This window comes from Erwinia mallotivora (genome assembly GCF_000590885.1).
GTDB classification, from domain to species: Bacteria; Pseudomonadota; Gammaproteobacteria; order Enterobacterales; family Enterobacteriaceae; genus Erwinia; species Erwinia mallotivora.
Window position 1 is genome coordinate 56,298 of sequence record NZ_JFHN01000025.1, and the last position, 25,515, is coordinate 81,812.

At 54.7% G+C, this 25,515-nt stretch carries 26 protein-coding genes; 11 read left to right on the forward strand and 15 right to left on the reverse strand.

The window, feature by feature from the left end; genetic code table 11:
• Positions 1–4 precede the first annotated feature (4 nt).
• The 4 genes from BG55_RS04090 to BG55_RS04105 are packed head-to-tail and all read left to right on the forward strand — an operon-like array spanning position 5 to position 3,927.
• A complete protein-coding gene (locus tag BG55_RS04090) occupies positions 5–1,339 on the forward strand; it encodes a GlcNAc-transferase family protein (RefSeq protein ID WP_034934591.1) in 1,335 nt (444 codons plus the stop codon).
• Entirely contained in the window at positions 1,336–1,950 is a 615-nt protein-coding gene (locus BG55_RS04095; protein WP_052018676.1) for a hypothetical protein, read from the forward strand. Before BG55_RS04090 ends, BG55_RS04095 begins: the two co-directional genes overlap by 4 nt.
• Complete coding sequence (locus BG55_RS04100; RefSeq protein ID WP_152542616.1) at positions 1,911–3,428, forward strand: OmpA family protein; 1,518 nt, start codon at positions 1,911–1,913, stop codon at positions 3,426–3,428. Before BG55_RS04095 ends, BG55_RS04100 begins: the two co-directional genes overlap by 40 nt.
• A 7-nt stretch (positions 3,429–3,435) precedes the next feature.
• Entirely contained in the window at positions 3,436–3,927 is a 492-nt protein-coding gene (locus BG55_RS04105; protein ID WP_034934698.1) for a DcrB-related protein, read from the forward strand.
• Between the two features lie 56 nt (positions 3,928–3,983).
• On the opposite strand, the gene BG55_RS04110 is transcribed toward BG55_RS04105, so the two are convergent.
• The 3 genes from BG55_RS04110 to BG55_RS04120 all read right to left on the reverse strand — a co-directional run bounded on the left by BG55_RS04110 (position 3,984) and on the right by BG55_RS04120 (position 7,066).
• On the reverse strand, positions 3,984–4,616 hold the full coding sequence (locus BG55_RS04110) for a helix-turn-helix domain-containing protein (RefSeq protein ID WP_160170831.1): 633 nt from the start codon (positions 4,614–4,616) through the stop codon (positions 3,984–3,986).
• Positions 4,617–5,063: 447 nt separating this feature from the next.
• Positions 5,064–5,969 (reverse strand): LysR family transcriptional regulator, encoded by a 906-nt coding sequence (locus BG55_RS04115; protein ID WP_034934597.1) that lies wholly within the window; start codon positions 5,967–5,969, stop codon positions 5,064–5,066.
• Positions 5,960–7,066, reverse strand: a complete 1,107-nt coding sequence (locus BG55_RS04120; RefSeq protein WP_034934599.1) for a dipeptidase — start codon at positions 7,064–7,066, stop codon at positions 5,960–5,962. Before BG55_RS04120 ends, BG55_RS04115 begins: the two co-directional genes overlap by 10 nt.
• On the opposite strand from BG55_RS04120, the gene BG55_RS22940 reads away from it, so the two are divergent.
• The 7 genes from BG55_RS22940 to BG55_RS04150 are packed head-to-tail and all read left to right on the forward strand — an operon-like array spanning position 7,013 to position 13,837.
• Positions 7,013–7,228, forward strand: a complete 216-nt coding sequence (locus BG55_RS22940; protein WP_200871590.1) for a hypothetical protein — start codon at positions 7,013–7,015, stop codon at positions 7,226–7,228. The two genes, BG55_RS04120 and BG55_RS22940, sit on opposite strands and share 54 nt — an antisense overlap.
• A 31-nt stretch (positions 7,229–7,259) precedes the next feature.
• On the forward strand, positions 7,260–8,855 hold the full coding sequence (locus tag BG55_RS04125) for an ABC transporter substrate-binding protein (RefSeq protein WP_034934602.1): 1,596 nt from the start codon (positions 7,260–7,262) through the stop codon (positions 8,853–8,855).
• Entirely contained in the window at positions 8,855–9,865 is a 1,011-nt protein-coding gene (locus BG55_RS04130) for an ABC transporter permease (protein WP_034934605.1), read from the forward strand. The genes BG55_RS04125 and BG55_RS04130 overlap by 1 nt, the downstream gene beginning before the upstream one ends.
• Positions 9,862–10,761 carry an ABC transporter permease gene (locus BG55_RS04135; RefSeq protein WP_034934606.1) on the forward strand — a complete coding sequence of 300 codons (900 nt, stop codon included), beginning with the start codon at positions 9,862–9,864 and terminating at the stop codon, positions 10,759–10,761. Before BG55_RS04130 ends, BG55_RS04135 begins: the two co-directional genes overlap by 4 nt.
• Complete coding sequence (locus BG55_RS04140; RefSeq protein ID WP_034934608.1) at positions 10,762–11,592, forward strand: ABC transporter ATP-binding protein; 831 nt, start codon at positions 10,762–10,764, stop codon at positions 11,590–11,592.
• Positions 11,593–11,600: 8 nt separating this feature from the next.
• A complete protein-coding gene (locus BG55_RS04145; RefSeq protein ID WP_034934611.1) occupies positions 11,601–12,341 on the forward strand; it encodes an ABC transporter ATP-binding protein in 741 nt (246 codons plus the stop codon).
• Positions 12,338–13,837, forward strand: a complete 1,500-nt coding sequence (locus BG55_RS04150; RefSeq protein ID WP_034934613.1) for a serine hydrolase domain-containing protein — start codon at positions 12,338–12,340, stop codon at positions 13,835–13,837. Before BG55_RS04145 ends, BG55_RS04150 begins: the two co-directional genes overlap by 4 nt.
• A gap of 17 nt (positions 13,838–13,854) precedes the next feature.
• On the opposite strand, the gene BG55_RS04155 is transcribed toward BG55_RS04150, so the two are convergent.
• The 12 genes from BG55_RS04155 to BG55_RS04210 form a co-directional block, all read right to left on the reverse strand.
• On the reverse strand, positions 13,855–14,034 hold the full coding sequence (locus BG55_RS04155) for a hypothetical protein (protein ID WP_235192710.1): 180 nt from the start codon (positions 14,032–14,034) through the stop codon (positions 13,855–13,857).
• 142 nt (positions 14,035–14,176) lie between these two features.
• On the reverse strand, positions 14,177–14,620 hold the full coding sequence (locus tag BG55_RS04160) for a helix-turn-helix domain-containing protein (protein WP_034934615.1): 444 nt from the start codon (positions 14,618–14,620) through the stop codon (positions 14,177–14,179).
• On the reverse strand, positions 14,617–14,928 hold the full coding sequence (locus BG55_RS04165; RefSeq protein WP_034934702.1) for a type II toxin-antitoxin system HigB family toxin: 312 nt from the start codon (positions 14,926–14,928) through the stop codon (positions 14,617–14,619). Before BG55_RS04165 ends, BG55_RS04160 begins: the two co-directional genes overlap by 4 nt.
• Before the next feature lie 99 nt (positions 14,929–15,027).
• Positions 15,028–15,849: a M55 family metallopeptidase gene (locus tag BG55_RS04170; protein ID WP_034934618.1), complete on the reverse strand. Its 822-nt coding sequence runs from the start codon at positions 15,847–15,849 to the stop codon at positions 15,028–15,030.
• Positions 15,850–15,909: 60 nt separating this feature from the next.
• Positions 15,910–16,974 carry a DmpA family aminopeptidase gene (locus BG55_RS04175; RefSeq protein ID WP_034934621.1) on the reverse strand — a complete coding sequence of 355 codons (1,065 nt, stop codon included), beginning with the start codon at positions 16,972–16,974 and terminating at the stop codon, positions 15,910–15,912.
• A 3-nt stretch (positions 16,975–16,977) separates the two neighbouring features.
• Complete coding sequence (locus BG55_RS04180) at positions 16,978–17,877, reverse strand: ABC transporter permease subunit (RefSeq protein WP_034934623.1); 900 nt, start codon at positions 17,875–17,877, stop codon at positions 16,978–16,980.
• A complete protein-coding gene (locus tag BG55_RS04185) occupies positions 17,874–18,806 on the reverse strand; it encodes an ABC transporter permease (RefSeq protein WP_034934625.1) in 933 nt (310 codons plus the stop codon). Before BG55_RS04185 ends, BG55_RS04180 begins: the two co-directional genes overlap by 4 nt.
• A gap of 47 nt (positions 18,807–18,853) precedes the next feature.
• Complete coding sequence (locus tag BG55_RS04190) at positions 18,854–20,395, reverse strand: glutathione ABC transporter substrate-binding protein (RefSeq protein ID WP_034934627.1); 1,542 nt, start codon at positions 20,393–20,395, stop codon at positions 18,854–18,856.
• Positions 20,392–22,275, reverse strand: a complete 1,884-nt coding sequence (locus tag BG55_RS04195; RefSeq protein ID WP_034934704.1) for an ABC transporter ATP-binding protein — start codon at positions 22,273–22,275, stop codon at positions 20,392–20,394. The genes BG55_RS04190 and BG55_RS04195 overlap by 4 nt, the downstream gene beginning before the upstream one ends.
• A gap of 23 nt (positions 22,276–22,298) precedes the next feature.
• Positions 22,299–23,264: an N-acetyl-D-Glu racemase DgcA gene (gene dgcA / locus BG55_RS04200; protein WP_034934629.1), complete on the reverse strand. Its 966-nt coding sequence runs from the start codon at positions 23,262–23,264 to the stop codon at positions 22,299–22,301.
• A 2-nt stretch (positions 23,265–23,266) separates the two neighbouring features.
• Complete coding sequence (gene dgcN / locus BG55_RS04205) at positions 23,267–24,274, reverse strand: N-acetyltransferase DgcN (protein WP_034934633.1); 1,008 nt, start codon at positions 24,272–24,274, stop codon at positions 23,267–23,269.
• A 130-nt stretch (positions 24,275–24,404) separates the two neighbouring features.
• Complete coding sequence (locus BG55_RS04210; protein WP_235192711.1) at positions 24,405–25,415, reverse strand: alpha/beta fold hydrolase; 1,011 nt, start codon at positions 25,413–25,415, stop codon at positions 24,405–24,407.
• Positions 25,416–25,515: the final 100 nt, after the last annotated feature.

Genomic DNA, 25,515 nt, shown 5'->3' on the forward strand with positions numbered 1-25,515 from the left:
ACATATGGATTTGAAGCCTGGAATTTTTGTAAGCATTGCCAGCTACAGAGATACGGAACTGCTTCCCACGCTGCATGACATGATAAATATGTCTTCGGGTTCGTGTTTCTTGAGAATTGCTGTTTGCTGGCAAGATAAGGGTGATATTAATTTATTTCTGAAGAATGGAATGGCGTTGCTTGAGGAAAAAATTCATAACGGCCACCCTCTTTACATTTTCAGTTATTGTAATGTTGAGATTACTATCCTGAGCATTCATTATTTCCACAGTCAGGGGGCGTGTTGGGCAAGAAGCATATGCGAAAAATTTTATCATGGAGAAGATTATTTTTTGCAAATTGACTCACACTGTCGTTTTATCAAAAACTGGGATAAAGAAATGATGTGTATGCTTACCCTGTTAAAAGATAAAAGTCACCACCCTGTTCTCTCCTCATATCCACCTGCCTACCAACCCGGTGATGACAGTAGCAGGAAGAATTTTGTCAGCCGCCTGGTGTTTCGGGGCTTCTCAAATGAAAAAATCCTCCAACTGAGCTCTGTTGATTTCAAAGCAGATGCACCGGTGAGAGGAAGTTATCTCGCTGGTGGATTTATTTTTGCCGAAGGATCATTTGTTGTTGATGTACCTAATGATCCTCAGATATTTTTTGAGGGCGAAGAAATTGCCATGGCTGCAAGAGCCTATACCTCTGGTTATGACATCTGGCATCCTCATAAAATTTTACTGTGGCATTTTTATGGTCGAAAAGATCATAACAAAATCTGGTCGGATCATAATAGTGAAGCTAAAAATACGGGTGCCGTGGACAAGGCGTGGTGGGACAGAGATCGTGACGCTAAAAAACGAGTGCGCTGTTTACTTGAAAATGAATCAAATGAACAAAGCATTGACGCACGCTATTCTCTGGGAAATAAACGTTCACTAAAAGAATTTGAAGACATAACAGGCGTAGATTTCAGGTTATGTAGCGTATTACCTGAAGTTGTCGAAAAAGAACGTTGCGCATTTTTTGTCAGTCATAACGGAGAAGACTGGCGCAAAAGACTTATCAGGTTAAATAAAAAGACCTTGTCCCTGCCCAGAGCTAAGCTTGAATTTTCTTTTACAGACATAGTGAAATTACACATAGGCGTTTACAATAAAAATAACGACCTTCTGGAGAAAAAAATATTCCACGCTGAGGAAATTAAAAATACATTAATGAAAGAGAGTGAAGAAGAATTGAAAATAGAATTCGACTTCATTACTTCCCCTGGATTAAATCCCAGCGTTATCAGAATCAGTCCCTACTTGCGAAACGAAGGATGGGGAAATATTTTTGAGGTGGCGTGGTGAAAAGCGAAAAATATTTTAACCGGATAGTTTTCATCGATACCTTGTTATCTTTCAATGGGATCATTCCTTCTCTTTCAGAATTTCAGCTTAAGCTGGTTAATCTGATAGAACAATTCAGCAAGGAGCTTGTTTCTGAAGGGCAATGTGAACAACTGAGTGATAAATTGTGTTATATCATTTGTCTTTACTTCGATAAACATATCACCTTTCGTCTTAAGGCTAACAACATTTCCTGGGAACGACATTTACTTAGCCGTCATTTTTACGGTTATGATGTCGAATCGGGTTCATTAAGCGCCCGGCTTGAATTCCTGTTGAAAAACAGTGATGGGAAAATTTTCGATTACACACGCCAACTGCTTATTTTGATATCTCATTATCCTGACAGTGATGGGAAAATTCATGCGCTACTTGCGTGTTATCCGGGTGAACCGGTCGAAAATAGTATTCCTCACGCTGAAAATAAAGAACCCGAATCAGTCATCTTTCTTGTTCCCGATAAACCACGTAGCCGCTGGTATGGTTCATTCATCTGGCAATCAGCTATCGGTATTTTTCTGTTAATAATTCTGTGGTTTTTTTGCATAAAATACCTGGGTGGCCTTTATTAATGTCCGCGAAAACTAACATGAATAATAATTCCCAACACCCTTTTTCCTCAGAAGAAAGAGACCAGGTCATTATCATTATCATTTTCATTATTGGTCCCTACGCCCGGAAATGGTTTTCTCAACCTGCCTCAGAACCGGTTGAACATGCGCCTGTGCGTTGGATCCTGGCTCCGGAAGCTGAAGACCTGCACAAGCAATGGAAACGATTACGCCTTCCTGACTCCCGCACTGTCATCAGGGCTTTCTTTCCTTTTCTGCCCGACGGGCAGGAAAGCAGTGAGCTGATCCATGCCCAGCTTAATGACTGGCAGAGCCAGTTTCTCGCGCATCCGCTTACTGAGCCCCTTCCGTGCGTATTTGGCTTATACGCACAGTTAAGTCATCAGCGTTCTGTTGACGATCCTGAACAGGCAATATGGCTGGGAAACTTTGATCTTACCGTCAGTGAAGAAACCACTTTCAATCATGAGCTTTCCACTCTTAACACCATGCTGATGCAGATTAGTCACTCTGGCGGCTATCACGCCGTACAGCGTTTAGCTATGGCTGATGCCCTGCAATTGTGGATGCATGAAACAGGAATCATAAAGTCATTACAGACGCTGTTCAGCAGAACGTCCCTGATGCTTACAGCTGTATTGCTCTCTGACTATGGTGCGGGTTTTGTCAGACATGGGGCCTGGGCAAACTGGATTGCCGACAGATTTCAAATTTATCCGGGCCTTGCTTCAACCATGAGCCTTCCTCAACTTCCCGACGCCCTGCACATGCCCGCGATAAAAACATGGGTTTATGAATCGCGAAAACCCCGACGCCGGGTAACCTGGATCCCCGCCACTATCACGCTGCTACTTGCACTGTTGATGGTGGGAATAACCTGGCATGAGGGAGAACGGCTGACCCGGATGAGGAATAATCTCTTTGCATTTAACCAGTTGGACATTGTTCATTTTCAGCAAAAACGCAGTGCTCTGTCTCAACTTATCAAATACCGTGATGAACTTTCTGGTTGTTCTTCCAGCCGACTATTACAAATTTTAAAACTGTCAAATTGTAATAAGGTGCTGGCCGAACTTAACAAAGTCATCAAAAATACCCGTGCCGAACCGCTGTTGTTTTCCTCTGAGTCAGTAGCACTATTTTCTTCAGATAGTTCGCAGCTTAAAGAGGGCAGTGATGAAATTTTGACAGCGTTACTCCCTGTCATTAGCAATAACCCTCAGACCACTTTCATGATTATTGGGCACTCTGATAATTCAGGTACTCATCAAAGAAATATGCAAATTTCCAAAGAAAGAGCCATCGTAGTACGCGACTGGTTAATTAAACACACCAATATACCTGTCACCAGATTTGTGATTAAGGGGGTTGGTGAAAGTGCTCCGATAGCCAGTAACGACACAGATGAAGGTCGAAAACGAAACAGGCGGGTGGACATTATCCCTTTACCTGAAAATTATCACATCAATAATGAGTAAAAATATCATGAGTAAAAATAAAATAACCTACACCCTCTATGAAGGCACACTTTTAACCGAAGCACCTATCTTTGATCAAAGCGTTAATGTCTTACGATTTCGTGATCCGGAAGATAATGAATATACAATTCTGGTTAATCGTGCTTTTCTGGCTGAAGATCAAACTCTGGCAGAGTTTTGTGAGTCACAAATGTCATTTATGACAAATACTATGCCTGCCTTTGCCGTGGAAGGAAAACAACTCACCAGTGAAATTGGTCCGGCAAAGCTGCCTGTTGTACAGATAGGAAATCGTTTTTATCTGGAGGGACAGCTAATGAAACAGGTGCAGACAATGGTCGCGCTACCTTATCATCCGGTTATTAACGGCGCTCGAAGAAACGTCATTATTTTTACCCTCAGTGCTGAAAAAGAATTTACTGAATATCAACGTAAACATTATGTTCAGCTCATTAACAGCTTCGATCCCGAGGCCGCCACATTGAATAGCAAGCTATAATTATTTTAAAAAAAAGCGCATGTCTGTCAGCATTAAACTGACACATGCGCTTATAATCAGAGACAGACTATACTACGCTCTTTATTAGCACAATGAGCAATAAAGGTGGCATATTTGTAGAATTCAACCCGATTAAGCATTCCGAGTTTTCGGATAGAATTTCGGCAATGATTGCTTATTGTTTTTTCCGAACGATTGAGGATTCTGGATATATAACCTACATTATACCCTTTGCCAACCAGCAGTAAAATTTTGCACTCTGTTAATGACAGCTGTTTAATTTTTTTCAGCCCAATCGACTTATGGTTCTCCGGACTGATAAAAGCTGGATAATCCATACTGGCGATCAGGAGTATTTTCTTTATCTTTTCCATAACTTCCGAAACATTATGTCGCCGGCAAGTGAACGGAATGTGAATCGTCGCCTGCCACTCTGAATTATTATTTTTTTTCCAACTATTACAGCCATTTCTCAGGCGAATGCTGACCATCGAGTCCCGAATAACAACATTTGCTACGTTACCCACTTCCTCAACAGTTTCATCAATCAAAAAACAAAACGCGGAGTTGTTCCACCTGCCGTTGAATTCTTTGATGAGATGGCCAAGACCAAAAGTATAATAGAAGTTATCACTATGTAATGATATTCTCACAATACTTTTGCATCTGGCATCATTAGCATCAGACATAACCATCGAATTTTCCTTTTACCTGATAATCCCGATCTGGATAACCTGGAGTCATTCCTGCCTCCGGGCGGTAATTGACGATATTGACTTATGAATAATTGCTGTTTAAGAAGAAAACTACTGAAATATTTTGAGGATTTTTAAATGCACTCTGGTGCCGCTGGCATAATACGTTTAATGTTCGTCGAAGTAAAGCAGGTATGTTTTCAGCATTTTTGTAGCTGAAAACATAATGAAACAATCGACCAGCCTGATAAAAAATCATCATTTATCATCACTCATTATTCCACCAATAAAAATCATATAATTCCAAAAAAATTTATTATAGCGTCGCCTTCTCCAATGATTATTAATGACGGAAAATCATTGCAGTAATGTATTATTTACTCTTCCCTGCTTCATCTTATTCATTTTTTTAGCTGTATAACCCCCATTATATTATCGATATTAGCTATACATTTTTAGCTCATACTGACGTGCCAGCTCCCATAAACGACTACGAATTATCTGCTTAAGTTGTAGAGTAGACTGCGACTGAGGGCGATCACGACGACTGATTAACATGACTTCAAACGGTAACGGCTGAGCCACCGGAAGTACCAACAGCTGATCGGCATAGCGTTTGCCCGTAAACAAATCGACAATACCCACCCCGCCTCCTGCCGATACCATATCGGCAATGACTGAATAGGTTTTGATATATAACGAGCCCACTGGCTGTAAGCCTTTATCACGCAATGCCCGATGCAATACCTGGCCTAACGGATCTTCCTTCTGCATCATCAGCAGATTGTTCTGGCACAACCAGTCGAGAGAAACCGGACCGTTGATGGTCATTGACCGGGGCAAAATAGCGACCATCGACGAGTGAAACAGCGGTTCAGCAACCAGTTCTCCAGACACCTGCTGACCAAAAACCAGCGCAAAATCGAGCTGATCCGCCAGTAAATTCTGACACAGCGTCTGAAAATGCTCTGTCACCAGCTCAACGTTCACATAACCATTGTTGCGGCGGTATTCCACCAGAGCGGGTGCGAGGATCATCTGTCCAAACGCGTGAGCAGCCCCTACCCGGACCGTTTCACCCTCTCCCTTACGCAGCTGGCTGGTTAACAGGCTGATAGCCTGAAGGCGAGTAAAAAGTTCGCGGATTTCCGGTATAAGACGCTGCGCTTCTGGCGTCGGGATCATCCCCTGGCTGCCACGCTCAAACAGCGCAAAGCCCAGCTGCTGCTCGGCATGGCTTAACACACGGCTGACGTTGGGCTGGGAAACATGCAGCAGGCGGGCCGCCCCGCTGATGCTGCCTGTCTCTATAATTGCCTGAAAAACCTCAATATGTCTCAGCCGCATGATGCGTCACCCCAGGTTGCCTGCAACACACGCAGCCAGTTGCCGCAGCAAATTTTCTCCAACAACGGTTTATCGTAACCACACTCTGCAAGCGTGGTGATCAACAGCGGCAGCCCGGCAACGCCGGGTAAATCGGGAGGCAGGGTAGTGCCATCAAAATCTGAGCCAAAACCGACGTTGTCCTCACCCAGTTTCTCCAGCAGATAATCCATGTGGCGCACGATTTCCATCACCGTGGCTTCCTGTGCATTTCTGCCATCGCTGCGGAGAAAACGGATACCAAAATTTACCCCCACAAAACCGTTACTCTCCCGGATAGCAGCCAGCTGGCGATCGGTCAGGTTACGGGACTGGGCGCAAAGCGCATGTGCATTGGAATGACTGGCAACCAATGGCGCGTCGCTGATGGCAGCAGTCTGCCAGAACCCTTTCTCATCCATATGTGAAAGGTCGACCATGATGCGCTTCTGATTACAGGCACGCACCAGTCGCAGCCCCGCCGCCGTCAGACCATTGCCGGTATCGGGTGAAGAGGGAAAGCGGAAAGGCACACCCTCGCCAAAGATATTTGGACGACTCCACAGCGGCCCCAGGCTGCGCAAACCAGCGTCATAGAGCACTTCCAGCTGCGACAAATCCGCGTCCAGCGCTTCCGCACCTTCAATATGCATCACCGCAGCCACCACCCTGCCACGCATACACTGGCGAATATCCGCCACGCTGCGGCAAATTTTCACCGCACCGGCAGATTGTTGCTCAATACGCAGCAGGGTGGAAAACATCTCCAGCGTAATCGCCAGCGCGTCCTGTTGTGCAGGCGTTGATTCTGCCTGACCAAAAACCGGCCCTGAACGGTGATTTTTAACAGCTGGCGCGGTTCTTGCTTTAAATCCTTCAGAAGGCACATAAGCCGCAAACAGGCCTCCGGCAAAACCGCCCTGACGCATCCGTGGCAAATCCATCTGCCCGACGCTCAACCCGTTGAGAAATGCCGTGACGGGATCGTCATGTTGAGACAGCCAGAGACGCATCAGGAGATCATTATGGCCATCAAAAACAGGCTCGGTGACCGCTTCAACACTCTGAGAATGAGACATGGTTTTCCGCTCCCGATTGATAAAGGCCAGACTGCCATTTTATGGCGCAACCGCACCACCACAGCGCAACCTGATTTGCCGGATAAAATAAGTTTCACCCCTCCACTAGTACCTGAGTACGCGGCGGGTTGTCAAGATAAACGACGCAAAATCCACCATTAAAATTGTTTATTTTCAATATCTTGGAGAAGTTATGGTTACCAGAAGACGTTTTCTTGCAGGATGTAGCGCCGTTCCTTTTCTCTCTTATCTCTCGTTTGACAGCGCCTTTGCCGCCACCCCACCGACCATGCTGGTGATGGCGATGCAGCTCGACAATATGACCAGCCTTGATCCGGCGGAGAGCTTCGAAGCGATTGGCTCTGAAATCTGCGGCAACCTGTATCAGCGTCTGGTGATGTCAAATCCGGAAAAGCCCAATGAAGTGGTGGGTGAACTGGCAAAATCCTGGGAAATGAGCAGTGACAGCAAGACCTGCACTTTTCATCTCGACCCCACGATAAAATTTGCCGATGGCAGCCCGCTGACCGCCGATGACGCAGCATTTTCTCTGCAACGCGTGGTTAAACTGGATAAAAGTCCGGCCTTTATTATCAATCAGTTTGGCTTCACCAAAGAGAATGTTGAGCAGATGATTGTGGCGAAAGATGAGCACACGCTGGAATTGTATCTGAGTGAGCCCACCGCCGAAACCTTCCTGCTCTACTGCCTTTCCGCACCGGTCGGCAGCATCGTGCAGAAGAAAATCGCGCTGGCTAATCAAAATGGCGATGACCAGGGCAATGGCTGGATCAAGCAGCACAGTGCGGGGAGTGGCCCTTTCACCCTGCGCGCGTGGAAAGCCAGCGAGAGCGTGATTCTGGAGAAAAATAGCTATCATCCTTCGCAAAGCGCCATCAAACGGGTGATTGCCAAACACATTATCGACCCCTCCGCGCAGCTGCTGATGTTGCAAAAAGGCGATGTGGATATCGCTCGCGACCTGACCACAGAACAGCTACGGCCGCTGCTTAACGACAGCAATTTCCATGTGGTGCAGCAGAGAGTGGGAACCATCATGCTGATGTCCTGCAATACCAAAAATGAGCATCTGAGCAAACCACAGGTATGGCAGGCGCTGAAATGGGCGATCGACTATGACAGCATTCAGAAAAATATCATTCCACTGACCTGGAAAACCCACCAGAGCCTGCTGCCTGCCGGATTCCCGGCGGCACTTGACGATCAGCCTTTTCGCCTTAACGTGGCAAAAGCCAAAGCGTTACTGGCTGAGGCGGGCTATCCGGATGGCTTTGAACTGACACTCGATCACTATTCCGCTCAGCCGTTTCCGGATATTGCCCAGACTCTCCAGACACAGCTGGCGGCAATTGGCATTAAATTGCAACTGATCGCCGCTGAAAACCGGCAGGTACTGACGAAAATGCGCGCCCGTCAACATCAGCTGGCGCTGACCGTCTGGGGTGCCGATTACTTCGATCCCAACTCCAATACCGAAGCCTTCAGCGTCAACACCGATAACAGCGATAATGCCCGGGTGCGCTCGCTGGCGTGGCGTTGCAGCTGGTCGGATCAACAGTTCAACCAGCTGACCGCGGACGCGCTGCACGAGAAAGATGCACAGAAGCGCATCGCGCTGTATGAAAAGATTCAGACGCTACATCGTGAAAAAAGCCCGTTTATCTTCATGTTCCAGAAACTGAACACCTGGGCCGGTAGCAAAGGCGTGACAGGGATGCAGATTACCGTGCTGAACGACAACCCTTATGAGCGGGTAAAAAAAGTCTGATGCCGCAATTAAAAAGAATTCTCAGCACGCTGGGAAGCCTGCTGCTGACGCTATGTGGCCTGGCGCTGCTGACCTTCTTTATTGGGCGGGTGATGCCGACCGATCCGGTGCTGGCCGCGTTAGGCGATAACGCTCCGCAGGCGACGGTGGAACGAGTGCGTCAGGAGATGGGGCTGGATCAGCCGCTGTGGGTGCAGTTCTGGCACTATCTGGTGCAGATTCTGCACGGTGATTTAGGCCGTTCGGTGCTGACTTCAAATCCGGTCAGCGAGGATATTGCCCGCTTTTTCCCGGCGACGCTGGAGCTGGCAACGGCAGCGATCGTTGTCGCCGCCATTATCGGCATCCCGCTGGGCGTCTGGGCGGCGGTCAGGCAGGGCAAATGGAGCGATCAGCTGATACGCGTGGTGTGCCTGACCGGGCACTCCCTGCCGGTATTTGTCCTGGCGCTGCTCAGTTTGCTTATCTTCTACGCCGTGTTGGGTATTGCGCCAGGGCCGGGACGGCAGGACATCATTTATCAGGATATGGTCCCCCAGGTCACCGGCCTGCTGACGGTGGATGCGCTGCTGGCAAAAGACTATGACGCTTTTCGCGATGCCCTCGCCCATATGGCCCAGCCGGTATTGATCCTCGCCTGGTTCAGCATGGCGTATATCACCCGCATGACCCGCACCTTTATGCTCAATGCGCTGAGCGGCGAGTTTGTGATTACCGCGCGGGCAAAGGGCTTGTCATCACGCCGGGTTATCTGGCGGCACGCTTTTCTGACCGTGGCGGTACAGCTGGTCACCGTGCTGGCGCTGACCTATGCCGGTCTGCTGGAGGGTGCGGTGGTGACAGAAAACGTCTTCTCCTGGCCGGGGCTGGGCCAGTATCTGACCACCTCGTTGCTGAATGCCGACATGAATCCGGTAGTCGGCGCGACGCTGCTGGTAGGCACGGTCTATGTGCTGCTTAACCTCTGCGCCGATATTCTCTACCGCTTATGGGACCCAAGAGTGAAATGACTATGTTAACCAGAGCCTGGCTGCTCGATGAAACGCCTGGCACCCGTCGCCAGGCGATATGGGGACGTCGCTACCGGCTGTGGCTGGGCCTGAAGCGCCATCCACTGGCAATGAGCGGGCTGGCGATCATTGTGCTGATGTTGCTGGTGTCGATCGCCGCACCGCTGTTAACGCCTTACGATCCTGGCTTCCAGGACCTGGCTAACCGCCTTGCGCGCCCTTCATCTCTTCACTGGCTGGGCACCGATGAGCTGGGCCGCGATATCTGGACGCGCATTCTGTTCGGCGGCCGTACCACCCTGGGCATGGTGATTATTATCGTGCTGATCACCGCCCCTGTCGGGCTGTTTATTGGCTGCATTGCAGGCTATACCGGCGGGCTGCTGGATAAAGCGCTGATGCGTCTGACCGATATTTTTCTCGCGTTCCCCAGACTGATTCTGGCACTGGCTTTCGTTGCCGCGCTGAAACCCGGCGTGGAAAGCGCCATTCTGGCGATTGCGCTGACCGCCTGGCCGCCTTATGCCCGTCTGGCGCGCGCCGAAACCTTGCAGTTTCGCAACAGCGACTTTATCGCCGCCAGCCGCCTGAGCGGCGCTTCGCCACTGCGCATTATTCTGCGCCACGTCATGCCGCTGTGCGTGCCCAGTCTGATTGTGCGCGTGACGCTGGATATGAGTTCGATCATCATCACCGCGGCCAGCCTGGGTTTTCTGGGTATGGGCGCCCAGCCCCCCTCACCGGAATGGGGCACGATGATCGCCACCGCACGGCGTTTTCTGTTCAGCGAGTGGTGGGTGCCGCTGATGCCCTGCATCGCCATCTTTTTAACCTCGCTGGCGTTTAACTTTCTTGGTGACGGCCTGCGTGATCTCCTTGATCCGAAGGAGCAGTAAATGCTGGTTAATATTCAAAATTTACGCATCAGCTTCACCAGCGGTTCAGAGACGTTCGACGCGGTGCGCGGTGTCTCTTTCAGCGTTGGCAAAGAGAAGTTCGCCATCGTCGGTGAAAGCGGGTCCGGCAAATCTCTGACCGCCCGCAGCCTGATGCAGCTGCTGCCCGCCAGCGCGAAGGTGCAGGCGGATGCACTGAGTTTTGACGGCATCGATCTGCGCGGTGCCAGCGAAAAAACCCTGCGTCAGGTACGCGGTAAACGGGTTGGTTTTATTTTGCAGGACCCGAAATATTCGCTGAATCCGGTAATGACCATTGGTCAGCAGATTGCCGAAGCCTGGCGTGAGCACAAAGGTGGCAGCAGGCGTGCAGCGATGGCTGCCGCTGTCGATCTGCTGGCTCAGGTGAAAATCCGCGACCCACAGCAGGTGGCAAAACGTTATCCGCATGAGGTTTCCGGCGGCATGGGCCAGCGGGTGATGATCGCCATGATGCTGGCCCCCGATCCGGAACTGCTGATCGCCGATGAGCCAACCAGCGCGCTCGATGCGACGGTGCAGGCTGAGATCCTGCGGCTGATTGACGATCTGGTTTCGCAACGCGGAATGGGACTGATTCTGATCAGCCACGATCTGCCGCTGGTGTCGCATTTTTGCGACCGCGTCGCGGTGATGTATGCCGGGAGGATCGTTGAGATGCTCAACGCCGCCGATCTGCATCAGGCGCAGCATCCCTATACTCAGGGACTGCTGGCCTGTCTGCCGTCGCTGCGTCATCCCCGCAATCGGCTGCCGGTCATGCAGCGCGAAGCCGCGTGGCGGGACAAATAAGGAGCGTTATGATCGAGGTTACCGATTTACAAATTGATTTTGCAGCACAGCAGGTGGTGAAAGGCGTGTCGTTCAGCGTGGCGAATGGCGGCAGCTTTGGAATCGTTGGCGAAAGCGGCTCCGGTAAGTCCACCATCCTGCGTGCGCTGGCTGGATTGAATCACCACTGGCGCGGGCAGATGCGGTTTGGCGGCATGGCGCTCTCAGCAGTGCGTGGCCGTAACTTCTTTCGCCAGGTACAGATGGTGTTTCAGGACCCGTATGGCTCGCTGCATCCCCGTCAGACTATCGACCGCATTCTCCATGAGCCGCTGCTGGTGCATCGTTTCGATCGTGCCGAGCAGCGCATCACCCAGGCGCTGTCGGAAGTTGGCCTGCCTGCCGCAGTACGCTTTCGTTTCCCCCACCAGCTCTCCGGCGGCCAGCGCCAGCGCGTGGCGATTGCCCGGGCGCTGATAATCGAGCCGGAAGTCCTGCTGCTGGATGAGCCAACCTCGGCGCTGGATGTCTCCGTTCAGGCAGAAATCCTCAATCTGCTCAGCGACTTGCGCGAGCAGCGCAAACTGACCTGGATTATGGTGAGCCATAACCTGGCGGTGGTGACCCATCTTTGCGAGAAAATCGGCGTGATGCAGCAGGGGAAAATGGTCGAACAGCTGAGTGCGGACGATCTGCGCGCCCGCCGTATTCAACATCCACACACCGCTGAGCTGTTCGATCTCAGCGTCACGCTGGAGGAACCGGCATGACGCTCAACTGGCAGAAAGCGCGGCAGCTGGCGGACAGCATCACCGCAGGCTGGGGCCAGCCGGGCGAACCCGGCGGCGCAATCGTCCTGTTCGACAGCGACACGGTGCACAGCGTCAGCTGCGGCGGGCTGGCCGATCTGGCACAGGGGACGCCTTTCAGCGGCGATACGGTGGTGCGGTTCGCCTCCGTTACCAAGCACATTTTCGCCGCACTGGTCACCGGCCACTGTCAACAACATATCAGGCTGACAGACCGGCTGGCGCAGCATCTGCCGCAACTGAGCGGTGAGAACGGCCAGGTGACCGTCGGTCAGGCACTGGATATGACCGCAGGCCTGCCCGATGTGCGGGAAACCCTGTCGCTGCTTGGCCTGTCGGTGTACAACGCCACCCAGGCGGCCGATCTGCTGGCGTTTCTCAGTGAAGAGCGCAGCCTGAGCTATCCGTGCGGCAGCGAAATCTCTTACTCCAACACCGGTTACCGTCTGGTGGAAGAGGCGCTAAAAGCAAAGGGCATTCTGTTTGCCGATCTGCTGCGGCAACATATCAATCAACCGCTGGATCTCAACTTCACCGCACCCGAAAGCTGGTTCGATATCGTGCCGGGGCTGGTGCCGGGCTACTGGCGGCAGGGGCAGCAGTGGCGGCTGGCCAGTGCCGGTCTGCACCTCTCCGCCTCCGGTTGTCTTACCGGCAGCGTTAACCACCTCAGTCGCTGGCTGCAACATCTGCTGCAACAACCGGACGCGCTTGCATCTGTTGCCACCCCACGTCAGTTGGCAGATGGCCGGTTGACCGGCTATGGCCTGGGTATCGCGCATTCGCAATCGGGCAGTGTGCAACTGGTGGGCCACGGGGGCTCTCATGCCGGTTACAAAAGCTACTTTCTGCTCGATCCACAGCAAAAAGTGGGCCTGGCGCTGGTGGCAAACCGCGAGGATGTCGCCAGTTATGATTCCGCGCTGGCGGTGATGAACAGCCTGCTCGGCCAGGCAGATGCGGTGCGCGGCCATGCGCTGAGGCCTGGCCTCTACGTGGCGGAGGATGACTGCGACTGGCTGAACGTCAGGGCCGACAGTATCGAATGGCTGGGCCACAGCGAAAATGTGTATCACGGCGAAAATCCGGGGGAAACCGTCTCGCTCTCCGGCACGTTCCCGCTGCGCCTGCGACAGGATGGCAACGCCATCTGCGGAGAGATTGGCCTTGCGGCAAGGCGTTTTGTACCGGCGAACGCTGACAGCGCCTCGCTGGATGCGGTGCAGGGCCGCTGGGTTTTACCCGCTCAGCGCAGCCAGTTAGTGATTACGGGTGACAGAATGGTGATGGGGATCGGCCCGGCGGCGATGACCGCCTCGCTGATTTCACTGGGCAACGGCAGACTGCTGGCTACCGCGCAGGACGGCCCCTGGCAGAAGCGTTTTGCGATGCAGGTCGACGGCGACAGCCTGCGTCTGGCGCTGAACAGAAGCCGCATGGTGCGCTGGCAGCGTTGAAGCACAGGGAAAACTGCTTATCTCTGTGCTTTATCTCCTGTAGCAGTCAGTTCATCAACCGAAAGCTCGCTGAACACATTATCAATTCCATCCAGGTCATTTCTTTCTGCCTGAGCAATTGAGCGGGCAATCAGCGCCTTCAGTTTTTGCAGTCTGACCGCTTCTGACTCGTCGTATTCTTCAGCGGATATCACCACAGAGCAGCCCCCTCACTGGTAATGGTAACAGGCTCATTCTTCGCCTTTGCCAGTATGTCACCAGACTGCATCCAGGCATCCCTGCCGTGAAGCTGAACATAAAAGTGTCCTCAGGTTCTGTAAATACAAAACGCATCTGTTATCAGAGATTATCTTCTATAAACGCAGAAACAGGAATGTTGAAACGCGCCGATAGCGCTCGCATATGTTCCAGAGTAAGGGCTCGCTGACCACGCATAATCATGCTTACCAACGAACGGGAACCAATCTCTGCGACAAAACTACTTTGATTGAGGCCGTGTTGATCCATTAATGTCCTCAGCATCGCCAGGTCGCGTGGTAAGGTAGCAATGCGCGCATTGAAATCTTTATATTCTGGCGCGTTATTTTCGTAGTCAGCTATTTTCTTGGCTAACAGATCGATTAGCGGATTTTCATCATCATGGTCGATGAGAAATTCAACCAGTAAAAGCGCTTCCTGATAGTCTGTTGATGTAGGGCTGGTGCCAAGAAGAGGCACGGCATCGACCAGGTTTTTTGTTACATTAAGCACCAGCTGGTATTTTTCTGCTGTTGCTGCTCTCATTCTGGATTCCTCCGGTAGTACTCTGTCAGCCTGTCATACTCTTTGTGCGGTACAATGTGTCTAATAAAAACATTCTGCGTTTCAAACCTGATATAGGAAATAATTCTGAGATTATTTCCCCCAACATCTATCACCCACCACTTTTTCCGATATTTAAATCGATCAAGACTGGCAAATCTCGCCTTCAGATTTTGTGGCGAAAGGAATTTCTCCGTTTGCAAAACCCGGTATGTATCATCCAGAGCGCGTGCATCATTGGGATAAGATCTCGCCGCCTCGTAAAAAGGTTTCCTTGATATAACTCGCATCATTCCCTCTACGCGTTTTGTTTTGGCAAAAACTACTCCAGAATTCATACGTTCACAATATGTGAACACACTTCTTCCTCTGAAATAAAGGAGATCACCTTAGTTCTGCGTGGTGGCCAGATACGAAAAGGCACTGAGCAGGCTGACCAGGGTTGCCATATCCGCCGCGCTATAGCTGACCGTCACCGCATCCCGCCGCTGCACGCCGGGGATCAGGCAGAACAGATCGCCAAGCACCGGCTTTGCCACCATCAGCTCCAGCGTCAGAGGTGCCTGCAACCGGGTGGTTTGCCCTGTACGCGCCTGCCTTACTGCCCGTTCCGCCGCATCAATGATGGCAGCGCAGGCTGACTGTGGACTGAGAGATTCCGCGCAGGTTTGCGAAATGGCCCGTTTGACGCAGACATAATCGACGGTGGGATAGTAATGGGCGATCCATTTTTGCAGCGTATCATCGCCGGTCACCAGCCACAGCGGCGTACCACGCTCCGCACCGGCGGCGGCATAGATGTCGCTCTCGCCCATCACTTCCCCGTTGATCTTCACCCGGTAAAATGCCCGCCCGTTGATGGTGTGAGCCAGTACGCCAGATTCCCCGGCCGCGCTGTGATAGCCAACAAACATCATGCCGTCATACTGCTGTTGCGCCAGCCCTTCCACCATCGACAGGCCACGCGGTTTGCCCTGCACCAGACGCGCCCGTGGGTCGATATTTTCCGCCCGCAGATTGGTCATCTGAGCGTGGCTGTCCGCGACCACCACCTCGCTGGCCCCTCCGGCAAACGCACCGGCAATCGCAGCGTTGACCTCCTGTTCCATCAGTCCCCGCGCCAGCTGATATTCCGCATGGCCCGGACTGCACTGCTCCGGGCGCATCACGCCCGCAACACCCTCGATATCGGCAGAAATAAAAATTTTCATCGGTGACCTTTGGTAATAAGCAACGCGCCGGGCCGGTAAACAACCTGTTCGACGCAACAGTTAAATAAGCGGGCTGACGCCGGACAGCGCCAGCCTGTCCAGCACCTCACTCAGTGTCGGACGGTGATGACCGCGAAAGCCGGTTACCGGCTGCGCGCTCAGCAGCGCATCCAGCACCGCATATTCGGTCGCATCCGCCGCCGCCGCCAGCAGCGGCTCAAGGGTGGACTCCTCCGGCGGTTGTGGGGTGCCGGCGGTGGAAAACGCCACGGCGATATCACCGGAGCCGTGTCCCCAGTAGCTACCCAGCCGCCCCAGCCCGGCACCTGCGCGTTTCGCCACGCGCTTCAGCTGTCGTGCATCCAGCGGCGCATCGGTGGCCATGATGATGATAATGGAACCGGCATCACGCTGCGGCGTCAGCGCAGGCAGTAATGGCGCGATCACCTCCCCCATCCGCACGCCGTCGAGGGTCAGCGCATTCAGGGCACCAAAGTTTGCCAGCACCAGTACGCCCAGCGTGGCATTCAGCGCAGGTAACCGCCGTGAGGCCGTCCCAATGCCGCCCTTGAGGCTGAAACAGCTCATCCCGCGACCGGCACCAACGCTACCACGGGCGAAGTCGGCACGGGCATCGGCCAGCGCGCGGAACGCCATCTGTTCGCTTACCGCCAGCGCCTGAATATCATTCAGCCAGCCGTCATTGCACTCCAGCACCAGCGGATTGACCGTCGGCAACGAGCGGCCCAGTTCAGGATTGCGCCCGATGGCATCGCGCACCAGCGCGGTAAACAGCGTCCCCACCGCCAGCGTGTTACTCAGCAGGATCGGCGTTTGCAGTACGCCAAGCTCCTCAATCTGGATCAACCCCACCGGCTTGGCGAAACCGTTCAGCACCGCAACGCCGCAGGGCAATGGGTTGAGGAACAGATTATCGCCCGGTGGCACGATTGCCGTTACGCCGGTCTGCCGTTCACCTTCAGCCAGCGTGTTATGCCCGACGCGTACGCCAGGCACATCACTCAGGCTGTTGCTCAGGCCAGGCGTACCACGCGGTGCGCCCAGCTGGCGGCTGGCACGCCAGCGTTGCAGTAACAGCTCAACCGCCGCCCGTTGGTAATCCATCCGTCATCCTTTCAGTTTGGGGTCGAGGGTATCGCGCAGCGCATCTCCCAACAGATTAAACGCCAGCACGGTGATAAAAATGGCAAGGCCGGGAAAGACGCTGACATGCCACTGCCCGGCCATCATCATGCTGCGGCTCATCGCCAGAATATTGCCCCACTCCGGGACGTCCGGCTCCGGCCCCAGACCAATAAAACTCAGCCCGGCGGCGGTAAGGATGCTGGTGCCAATGCGCATGGTGAAATAGACAATAACGTTGGACAGCGTGCCCGGCAGGATATGACGAAGGATGATCACCCGGTCCGGCGCGCCTGCACAGCGCACCGCCTCGACATAGGCCGCCTGCTTCAGCGACAGCGTCGACGCCCGCACGATACGGGCAAATACCGGCACGCTGAAAATGGCCACGGCAATGATAACGTTATTCAGCCCTGGCCCCAGAATCGCCACCACCGCAATCGCCAGCAGCATACCAGGAAAGGCAAACAGCACGTCAGAGCCGCGCATAATCAGCGTGTCCACCCAGCGACCATAGTAGCCCGCCAGCAACCCCAGCAGGATGCCGACCTGCATTCCGGAGGTGACCGACAGCACGCCGACATAAAGCGAAATGCGCGCGCCGTAGATAATGCGGCTCATCACATCCCGCCCAAGATCATCCGTCCCCATCCAGTGCGCGGCGGAAGGCGGTGACGACAGCGCCATCCAGTCCGGCGTCATCGGGTCCCACGGTGCCAGCCAGGGCGCGAACAGCGCCACCATCACCAGCAGCAGGATAAATCCTCCGGAGAGCAGCGCCAGCGGGTTACGCAACAGCTGTTGCAGGAAATCACGCCACGGGGAACGCAACCGGCTGTTATCCTCTGCGCTACCGGCCAGCGCGGTGTGGGAGTGAGTCTTCATGCAGGCTCCTGACGCAGTCGGATCGCCGGATTAACCACCGCATACAGCAGATCCACCAGCAAATTAATTACAATGAATTCAAATACAAACAGCATTACCAGTGCCTGAATTACCGGCTGGTCCTGGCTTTTGATCGACTCGATCAGCAGCCAGCCCAGGCCCGGCCAGCTGAACACGGTTTCCACCACAATCGATCCGCCCAGCAAAAAGCCAAACTGCAACCCCAGCATGGTGATCACCGGGATCAGCGCATTACGCATAATGTGTTTCCATGTCACCAGCCGGTTACGCAGCCCTTTTGCTTTGGCGGTGCGCACATAATCTTCCTGGGCCACTTCCAGAAACGCCGAGCGGGTGAAGCGCGCCATCACCGCCGCGACCGATGAACCCAGCGTCAGCGCGGGCAGAATAATATCGCTGGCCTTGTTGAAACCACTGACAGAGAACAGGCCAAACGGCATCGCCACAAACTGGATAAGCAGCAGTCCCAGCCAGAATGGCGGCATGGAGATGCCGCCGACCGCCACGCTCATCAGCAGCCAGTCCGGCCATTTACCGCGTTTCAGCGCCGACACCACGCCAATGCCCAGCCCCAGCAGCACCGACCAGGTAAAACCTGCCATCGCCAGCCACAGCGTCGGCATAAATCCCTGGGCAATCACCTCGGTCACCGGCTGCTGGGTGCGGTAAGTGACGCCCAAATCGCCCCTGAACAGGCCACTCAGCCAGTGCAGATATTGCTGCGGCAACGGGTCGTTCAGCCCCAGATGCTGCCGCGCCGCCTCGACCGCTTCCACGGGCGCGTCCGGACCGGCATAAATACGCGCCGGATCGCCCGGCAATAACTTAATAAAGGCAAAAACCAACAGCGAGACCACCAGCAGCACCGGGATCATTTCCAGCGAACGTCGGAGGAGATAAGCAAACATTGGCGATTTCCCGGTAGCACAGGCGGGAGCGCTCCCGCCCGGATGGATTATTTGAACTCGGCCTGCGTAAACAGCAACGAGCCGTCAGCCAGCAATGACACACCTTCAAGATTCTTCTTTTTCCCGACCAGGTTGTCCGGTGAGCCAAGGAAGGCAATCGGCGCATCTTTCCAGATGATTTTTTGCGCGTCGGCATAGGCCGCAGCCCGTTTCGCCGGATCGGCGGTTTGCAGTCCGGCGGCAATGGCTTTGTCCGTTTCCGGGTTGCTGTAGTAAGAGACGTTGTACGACGTCGGCACCCAGGATTCGCTGGCGAACAGCGGACGCAGCGCCCAGTCAGCGTCGCCGGTGGAGGTGGACCAGCCGCCATAGTACAGGTCGAATTCAGCCTGCTTCGGATCTTTCACGCCCCACAATTTCGCGTCACGCGCCCCGGAATCCATTGGCGTCACCGTGACGCTGATCCCGGCTGCGCCCAGCTGCTGTTTCAGGAATTGCGCCGCGCGGACGCTGGAGGTGGTGTTGGTCACCCACAGCTTTAACGCTAATCCGCTGCCGTAACCCGCCTCTTTCAGCAGTGCTTTTGCCTTCGCCGGGTTATAGCTGTAGTCCGGCTCGCTCTGTTTGCTGTAGAACTGCACCGCTGGCGGAATGGCAGAGGTGGTCGGTTTGCCCATTCCCGCCCAGGCCACTTTCAGCCAGATATCGCGGTTGATGGCGTAGTTAATCGCCTGACGTACGCGTAAATCCGCCAGCGGCTTATGCTGATTATTCATCGCCAGGTAATAGAGGTAGATGCTTTCATCACGCTGCACCGCCAGTTTGCTGTCGTTCTGCACGGTGGCAATCAGGTCGGAAGGTAACGGATAGATGGCGTCGACCTGACCGGATTTCAGCGCCGCCACCCGGGTGGCATCTTCCGGTGCCGGAGAGATCATCACGTTATCCACCTTCGGCCAGCCTTTGCGCCAGTAGCCGTCATATTTAGTCAGCTTCACCTCTTTACCCGGCTGCCAGCTGACGAAGCGGAACGGACCGGTGCCGGTCGGATGCAGACGCAACTGGGCTTCCTGCGGATATTGCTTCAGCACCGCCGGGCTCCACATCACCGCCGACGGGTGCGCCAGGGTATTGATAAACGCGCCGAAGGAGCGGTTGAGCGCCACCTTCACCTGAGTCGGGGAGGTGACGGTGACCGCGTTAATCATCTTATACAGGCTGTTACGCTTCAGGCCTTTGCTCTGATCGGCAAGCCTGTCGAGGTTGGCTTTTACCGCTTCGGCATCAAAGGGTGTGCCATCCTGGAAGGTCACACCGCTGCGCAGGTTAAGGGTGAACTCGGTCGCATCGGCATTACTGCTGTAATCGGTAGCCAGCCACGGCACCAGTTTCATTTTGTTGTCGAACTGGAACAGGCGCTCGAAGATGCCGCTCTGCACGGAATAGCTGGCATTATCCGAGGTGTCGTGCGGATCAAGCCCGGTGATATCGACATAGGCGGAAATCCGCAAATCCTGGGCCTGAACCATGCCGCACAGGCACAGTGACAGCGCAAGGGCGACGGCAGAACGGCGTACTGAAGGCTTCATGGTGTCTCTCCTGGTGAGGTATTAAAAGCATCGCCTTCTGCCACCCAGTGGTGCGGGGCAACCTGGCGGTAGCGAAGTTTTGCCACTTCAACGCCTGCTTTGCGCAGCGGCGAAGGAATTTCAGCGTCGTCCAGCTCACGCACGGTGCGTCGCTCAGGATCGGCGACGGGCACGGAAGCCAGCAGGCGACGGGTGTAAGCATGTTGCGGATGGTTAAACACCGACTGGCGCGGACCCATTTCGACAATCTGGCCCAGATACATTACCGCCACGCGGTTAGCGATACGCTCCACCACCGCCATATCATGGGAGATAAAAATCCACGCCACACCGGTCTCTTTTTGCAAATCCATCATCAGGTTAATCACCTGTGCCTGAATCGAGACGTCGAGAGCAGATACCGCTTCGTCCGCAATGATCACCTGCGGTTTCAGTGCCATGGCGCGGGCGATGGCAATACGTTGACGCTGGCCGCCAGAAAACTCATGTGGATAGCGGCGGGCGTGCTCCGGCAGCAGTCCGACGCTTTTCAGCAGCGCCTGCACCTGCGGTGTCGCCTCTTCCAGGGATTTAACCAGTCCGTGCAACAGCAGGGGTTCAGCGATGGTGAAGCCCACCGTCAGACGCGGGTTAAGCGAGGCATAAGGGTCCTGGAAGACCATCTGCATCTCACGGCGCAACAGCTGAAAAGCCGGTTCCTTCAGCTGCGTTATCTCTTCACCGCGAAAATGGATGCTCTCCGCCTCACTGGACACCAGCCGCAACAGCGCCCGGCCGGTGGTGGATTTGCCGCAGCCGCTCTCCCCGACTATCGCCAGGGTTTCGCCGGGCCACAGGGAAAAATCAATCTGCTCCACCGCATGGACGCGGTGGGTCAGCGCCGAAAACAATCCGCTGCGGATCGGGTAGTAAACTTTCAGCCCACGGATATCCAGCAGCGGCTTCTCTTCGTAGCGTGCGGTTTGCTGCACCCCCGCGTCGTCATCCCGTTCCTCACCCGGCAGCGGGAAACGCTGCGGCCAGCGCTTTTCCTGCATATCGCCCAGCCGCGGTACGGCGGCCAGCAGCGCCCGGGTGTAACTGTGCTGCGGCTGGCTGAAAATCTGCTGTACGCTGCCCTGCTCCACCACTTCGCCGCGATACATCACCACCACGCGATCGGCAATTTCTGCCACCACGCCCATATCGTGGGTGATAAACAGCACCGCCATATCGCTCTGCTGTTGCAACTGCCGCAGAATTTGTAAAATACGCGCCTGCACGGTGACATCCAGCGCGGTGGTCGGCTCATCGGCGATCAGCAGCTGTGGATCGCAGGCCAGCGCCTGAGCAATCATCACCCGCTGGCGCATCCCGCCGGAAAGCGAGTAGGGATGACTTTTCATCACCCGCTCCACATCGGCAATACGCACTTTGCGCAACAGCGCCCGCGCTTTCGCCTGTGCGGTTTTGCTGTCACACAGCTGATGGTCTTTCAGCGCTTCGGTCAGCTGGTCGCCCACCCGCAGCACCGGATTCAGCGAGGTCATCGGCTCCTGAAAAATCATCGCCATCTCCCGACCGCGCAGCCTGCGCCGCGCCTGGCTGTTCATGCTGAGCAGAGAGGTCGCCGTGCCACTGCGCGGGGTGAAGTGAATACTTCCCTGCTCAATGGTGGCCGACGGTGCCAGCAGTCCCATCACCGCCAGCGAGGTGACGGATTTACCGGAGCCGCTTTCCCCCACCACGGCGACAATTTCTCCTTTATTGATGCTGAAAGAGACGCCTTTCAGCGCCAGATTTCGTCCAGCCCGGCCGCTGAAGCTGACGCTGAGGTCCTTCACCTGTAATACCGGTGAGCAGGTGCCGCCTGCTGAGGCGGACTGAAGAATTTCCGTCATGCTGGCTCCGGTTGCAGGCTGCGTCACAGCCAGATACGTCCCTGGTGATAAGAGAGATAAGGCGAACTGTCTGCCGCCAGCCAGATTGGGCCGTCAAGATCGACGTGCTCCGCCGCCACCGCCACCGGCAGCGCCGCTTCCATGGCCAGCGACGAGCCGAGCATACAGCCCACCATCAGCCGCAGCTGATGCTGCCGGGCGACCTGCACCATCGCCAGCGCTTCGCTCAGACCGCCGCATTTATCCAGCTTGATGTTGATCATTTCGTAACGATTGCGCAGGCCCGCGATATCGCCCAGGTGGTGACAGCTTTCATCCGCGCAGACCGGGATCAGATGGTCAAAACGCTGCAAATCCGCGTCATTTCCGGCAGGCAGGGGTTGCTCAATCATCGCTATGCTGTACTGCGTCAGCGCAGTGAACAGGCTGCTGAGATCCAGACCGCTCCAGGATTCGTTGGCATCAATAATCAGCGTGGCCTGCGGGGCTACCGCACGAATGGCCGCCACCTTCTCCAGAATCAGTTCGCGGTTCAGCTTGATTTTCAGCAACACCGCCCCGCGAGAAACCGCGTCGGCTGCCGCCGTCGCCATCTGTTCGACGCCGTCCAGACTGAGGGTTTCCGCGGTGATGACCGTTTGCGGCGGCACGGTATCCAGATGCTGCCACAGGGTCTGTTTGTTCAGCGCCGCCTGCAGACGCCATAGCGCACAGTCCAGCGCATTTCGTGCAGAACCAGGCAGTAACCGGCTTTGCAATGCCTCCCGCGACAGGCCATTTTCAATGTCTTCCTGCACGGCGGCCAGTTGCGCGGTAACGCTGTCAGCGCTTTCGCGGTAATGCGCGGTCGGCGTACATTCGCCGCGCCCGATAAACCCCTGCTGCTCCAGCGTCACCCGCACCACGGTAACTGCGGTACGGGTGCCCCGGGCAATGGCAAAGGGCCGCGCCAGCGGTAGCTCCACCACTTCAACCTGCATACGGCGCATAATCAGCCCTGCTCCTTCAGCAGGGCGGCAATGTCAGCGATACCAAAACGCACCGGGTCGGTCGCCGGTACGCCAAACTCATCGCTCACCTGCTGGCAATAGTCACGGGCCTGCTGTTCGCTGAAGTCGGAGGTATTGATGGCAAAACCCGCCAGCCGGACGTTCTCGCTGGTGACTCTGGCGGCTTGCAGGTTGGCCTGTACGCAGTCCGCAAGGCTGACCATCGGCTGGTGGGGCAGATGGCGCATATGCGGGCGATGCATTTCGTGACACATCACCAGCCAGTGCGGCTGCGCGCCGTGGATCAGCCCCATGCTGACACCCGCATAGGAGGGGTGAAACAAAGAACCCTGTCCTTCAACGATATCCCAGTGGTCGTCATCGTTGGCCGGAGAAAGAGCTTCCGCCGCACCGGCAATAAAATCAGCGATCACCGCATCAATGGCGATACCTTCGCCTGCCACCAGAATGCCGGTCTGTCCGGTCGCCCGGAAATCAGCCTTCAGGCCCACCTCGCGCATCGCGGATTCCAGTGCCAGGGAGGTGTACATTTTGCCCACCGAGCAGTCGGTGCCAACGGTCAGCACGCGCTTGCCGCTGCGTTTTTTACCGCTGCCGACGTCCAGTTTTGGCCGCATGTGGCGGATATCAAACAGTTCAACCTGATGCGTTTTCGCCAGCGCCACCAGCTCCGGATTATCCACCAGCCGATAGTGCAGGCCGCTGGCAACGTTCATACCTGCGCTGATAGCAGCACGCACCGTCTCCAGCCAGTGCTCTGGCAGAAAACCGCCGGCATTGGCGGTGCCCAGCACCAGCGTTCTGGCTCCGGCCGTGATGGCGTCAGCAATCGTCATATCACTCAGGCCCAGTGAGACAGAGCAGCCGGGCAGGCGAATCTGCCCAACACATTGTTCAGGCCGCCAGACCTGAATGCCGCGCGCCGTTTTCGCCGCCAGCGGGTCAGTCACATCGCCAAGAAATAACAGATAGGGTTGAGGGATAAGCATAGCCAGAGTCTCTTGTCAGGTTGCAGGGTTGCCTGAGAAGACTATTTCATCAATGCCGGGGGCGGGATAATGCTTGTTTATTGCCAGGCTATAGCCTGAGGTTATAGCCTGGCAAACACCGGGCACCTCGCTATTTTTTGATATCGCTTAACAGCGTCCGATTGAAACCTGCCGGATCTTCCATCTGCGGCGCGTGTCCCATCCCCTGCAATTCAATCAGCCTGGCGTGAGGGATCAGGGCCGCCACCTGCCTGCCCAGCACATTATAATGGCCGATGTTTGCCCTGACCTGCGGCGGCGCGATATCGCTACCTATTGCCGTGGTGTCAGCCGTACCAATAATTAACGTGGTCGGCACGGCGAGGTCTTTGAATTCGTAATACACCGGCTGGGTGAAAATCATGTCGTAGATTAAAGCGGAGTTCCAGGCCACGGCCTGATGCCCTGGCCCGTTGTTCAGTCCGGCCAGCATGGTGACCCAGCGGTCATATTCCGGCTTCCACTTGCCAACGTAATAGGTATTCAGCTCATACTTTTTAATGCTGGCCGCCGAGGTTTTCAGTTCACGTTGATACCACTGATCGACGCTGCGCCACGGCACCCCCTTCGCCTTCCAGTCCTCCAGACCAATCGGATTCACCAGCACCAGCTTCTGCACCTGCTGCGGATACATCAACGCATAACGAGTGGCCAGCATGCCGCCGGTTGAATGTCCCACCAGAATGATGTCACTGAGATGCAGACTGTCGAGCAGCTGCCGGGTATTCGCCGCCAGCTGCTGGAAACTGTACTGATAGCGCATCGGTTTGGTTGAGGTGCAAAAGCCGATCTGATCCGGCGCGATAACCCGGTATCCGGCGTGATTTAATGCCGTGATGGTGTCCTGCCAGGTGATACCGCAAAAATTTTTGCCGTGCAGCAATACCACCGTCCGGCCATTCGCTTCTCCCTGCGGCTGGCTGTCGATATAGCCCATCACCAGCGCCTGTCCCTGGGACGTAAAGCTGAATCTCTGCACCGGCAAGGTAAAATCAAAGCCCTGTAATTCAGCGCCAAACTGCGGCGTGGCCGACTCGGCTGCCGCTGCGTTGAACATTAACAGGGCCGCAGGTAACAGAACGTGAAAAATTTTTAACACCATAATCATCCTCAGCAGGGGCATCACATCCGGCCAGAAACCGCGCCAGACAGGTTATAAACATAGAGGATATTTTTTGCGGGGCGGGATGATAAAACGAGCG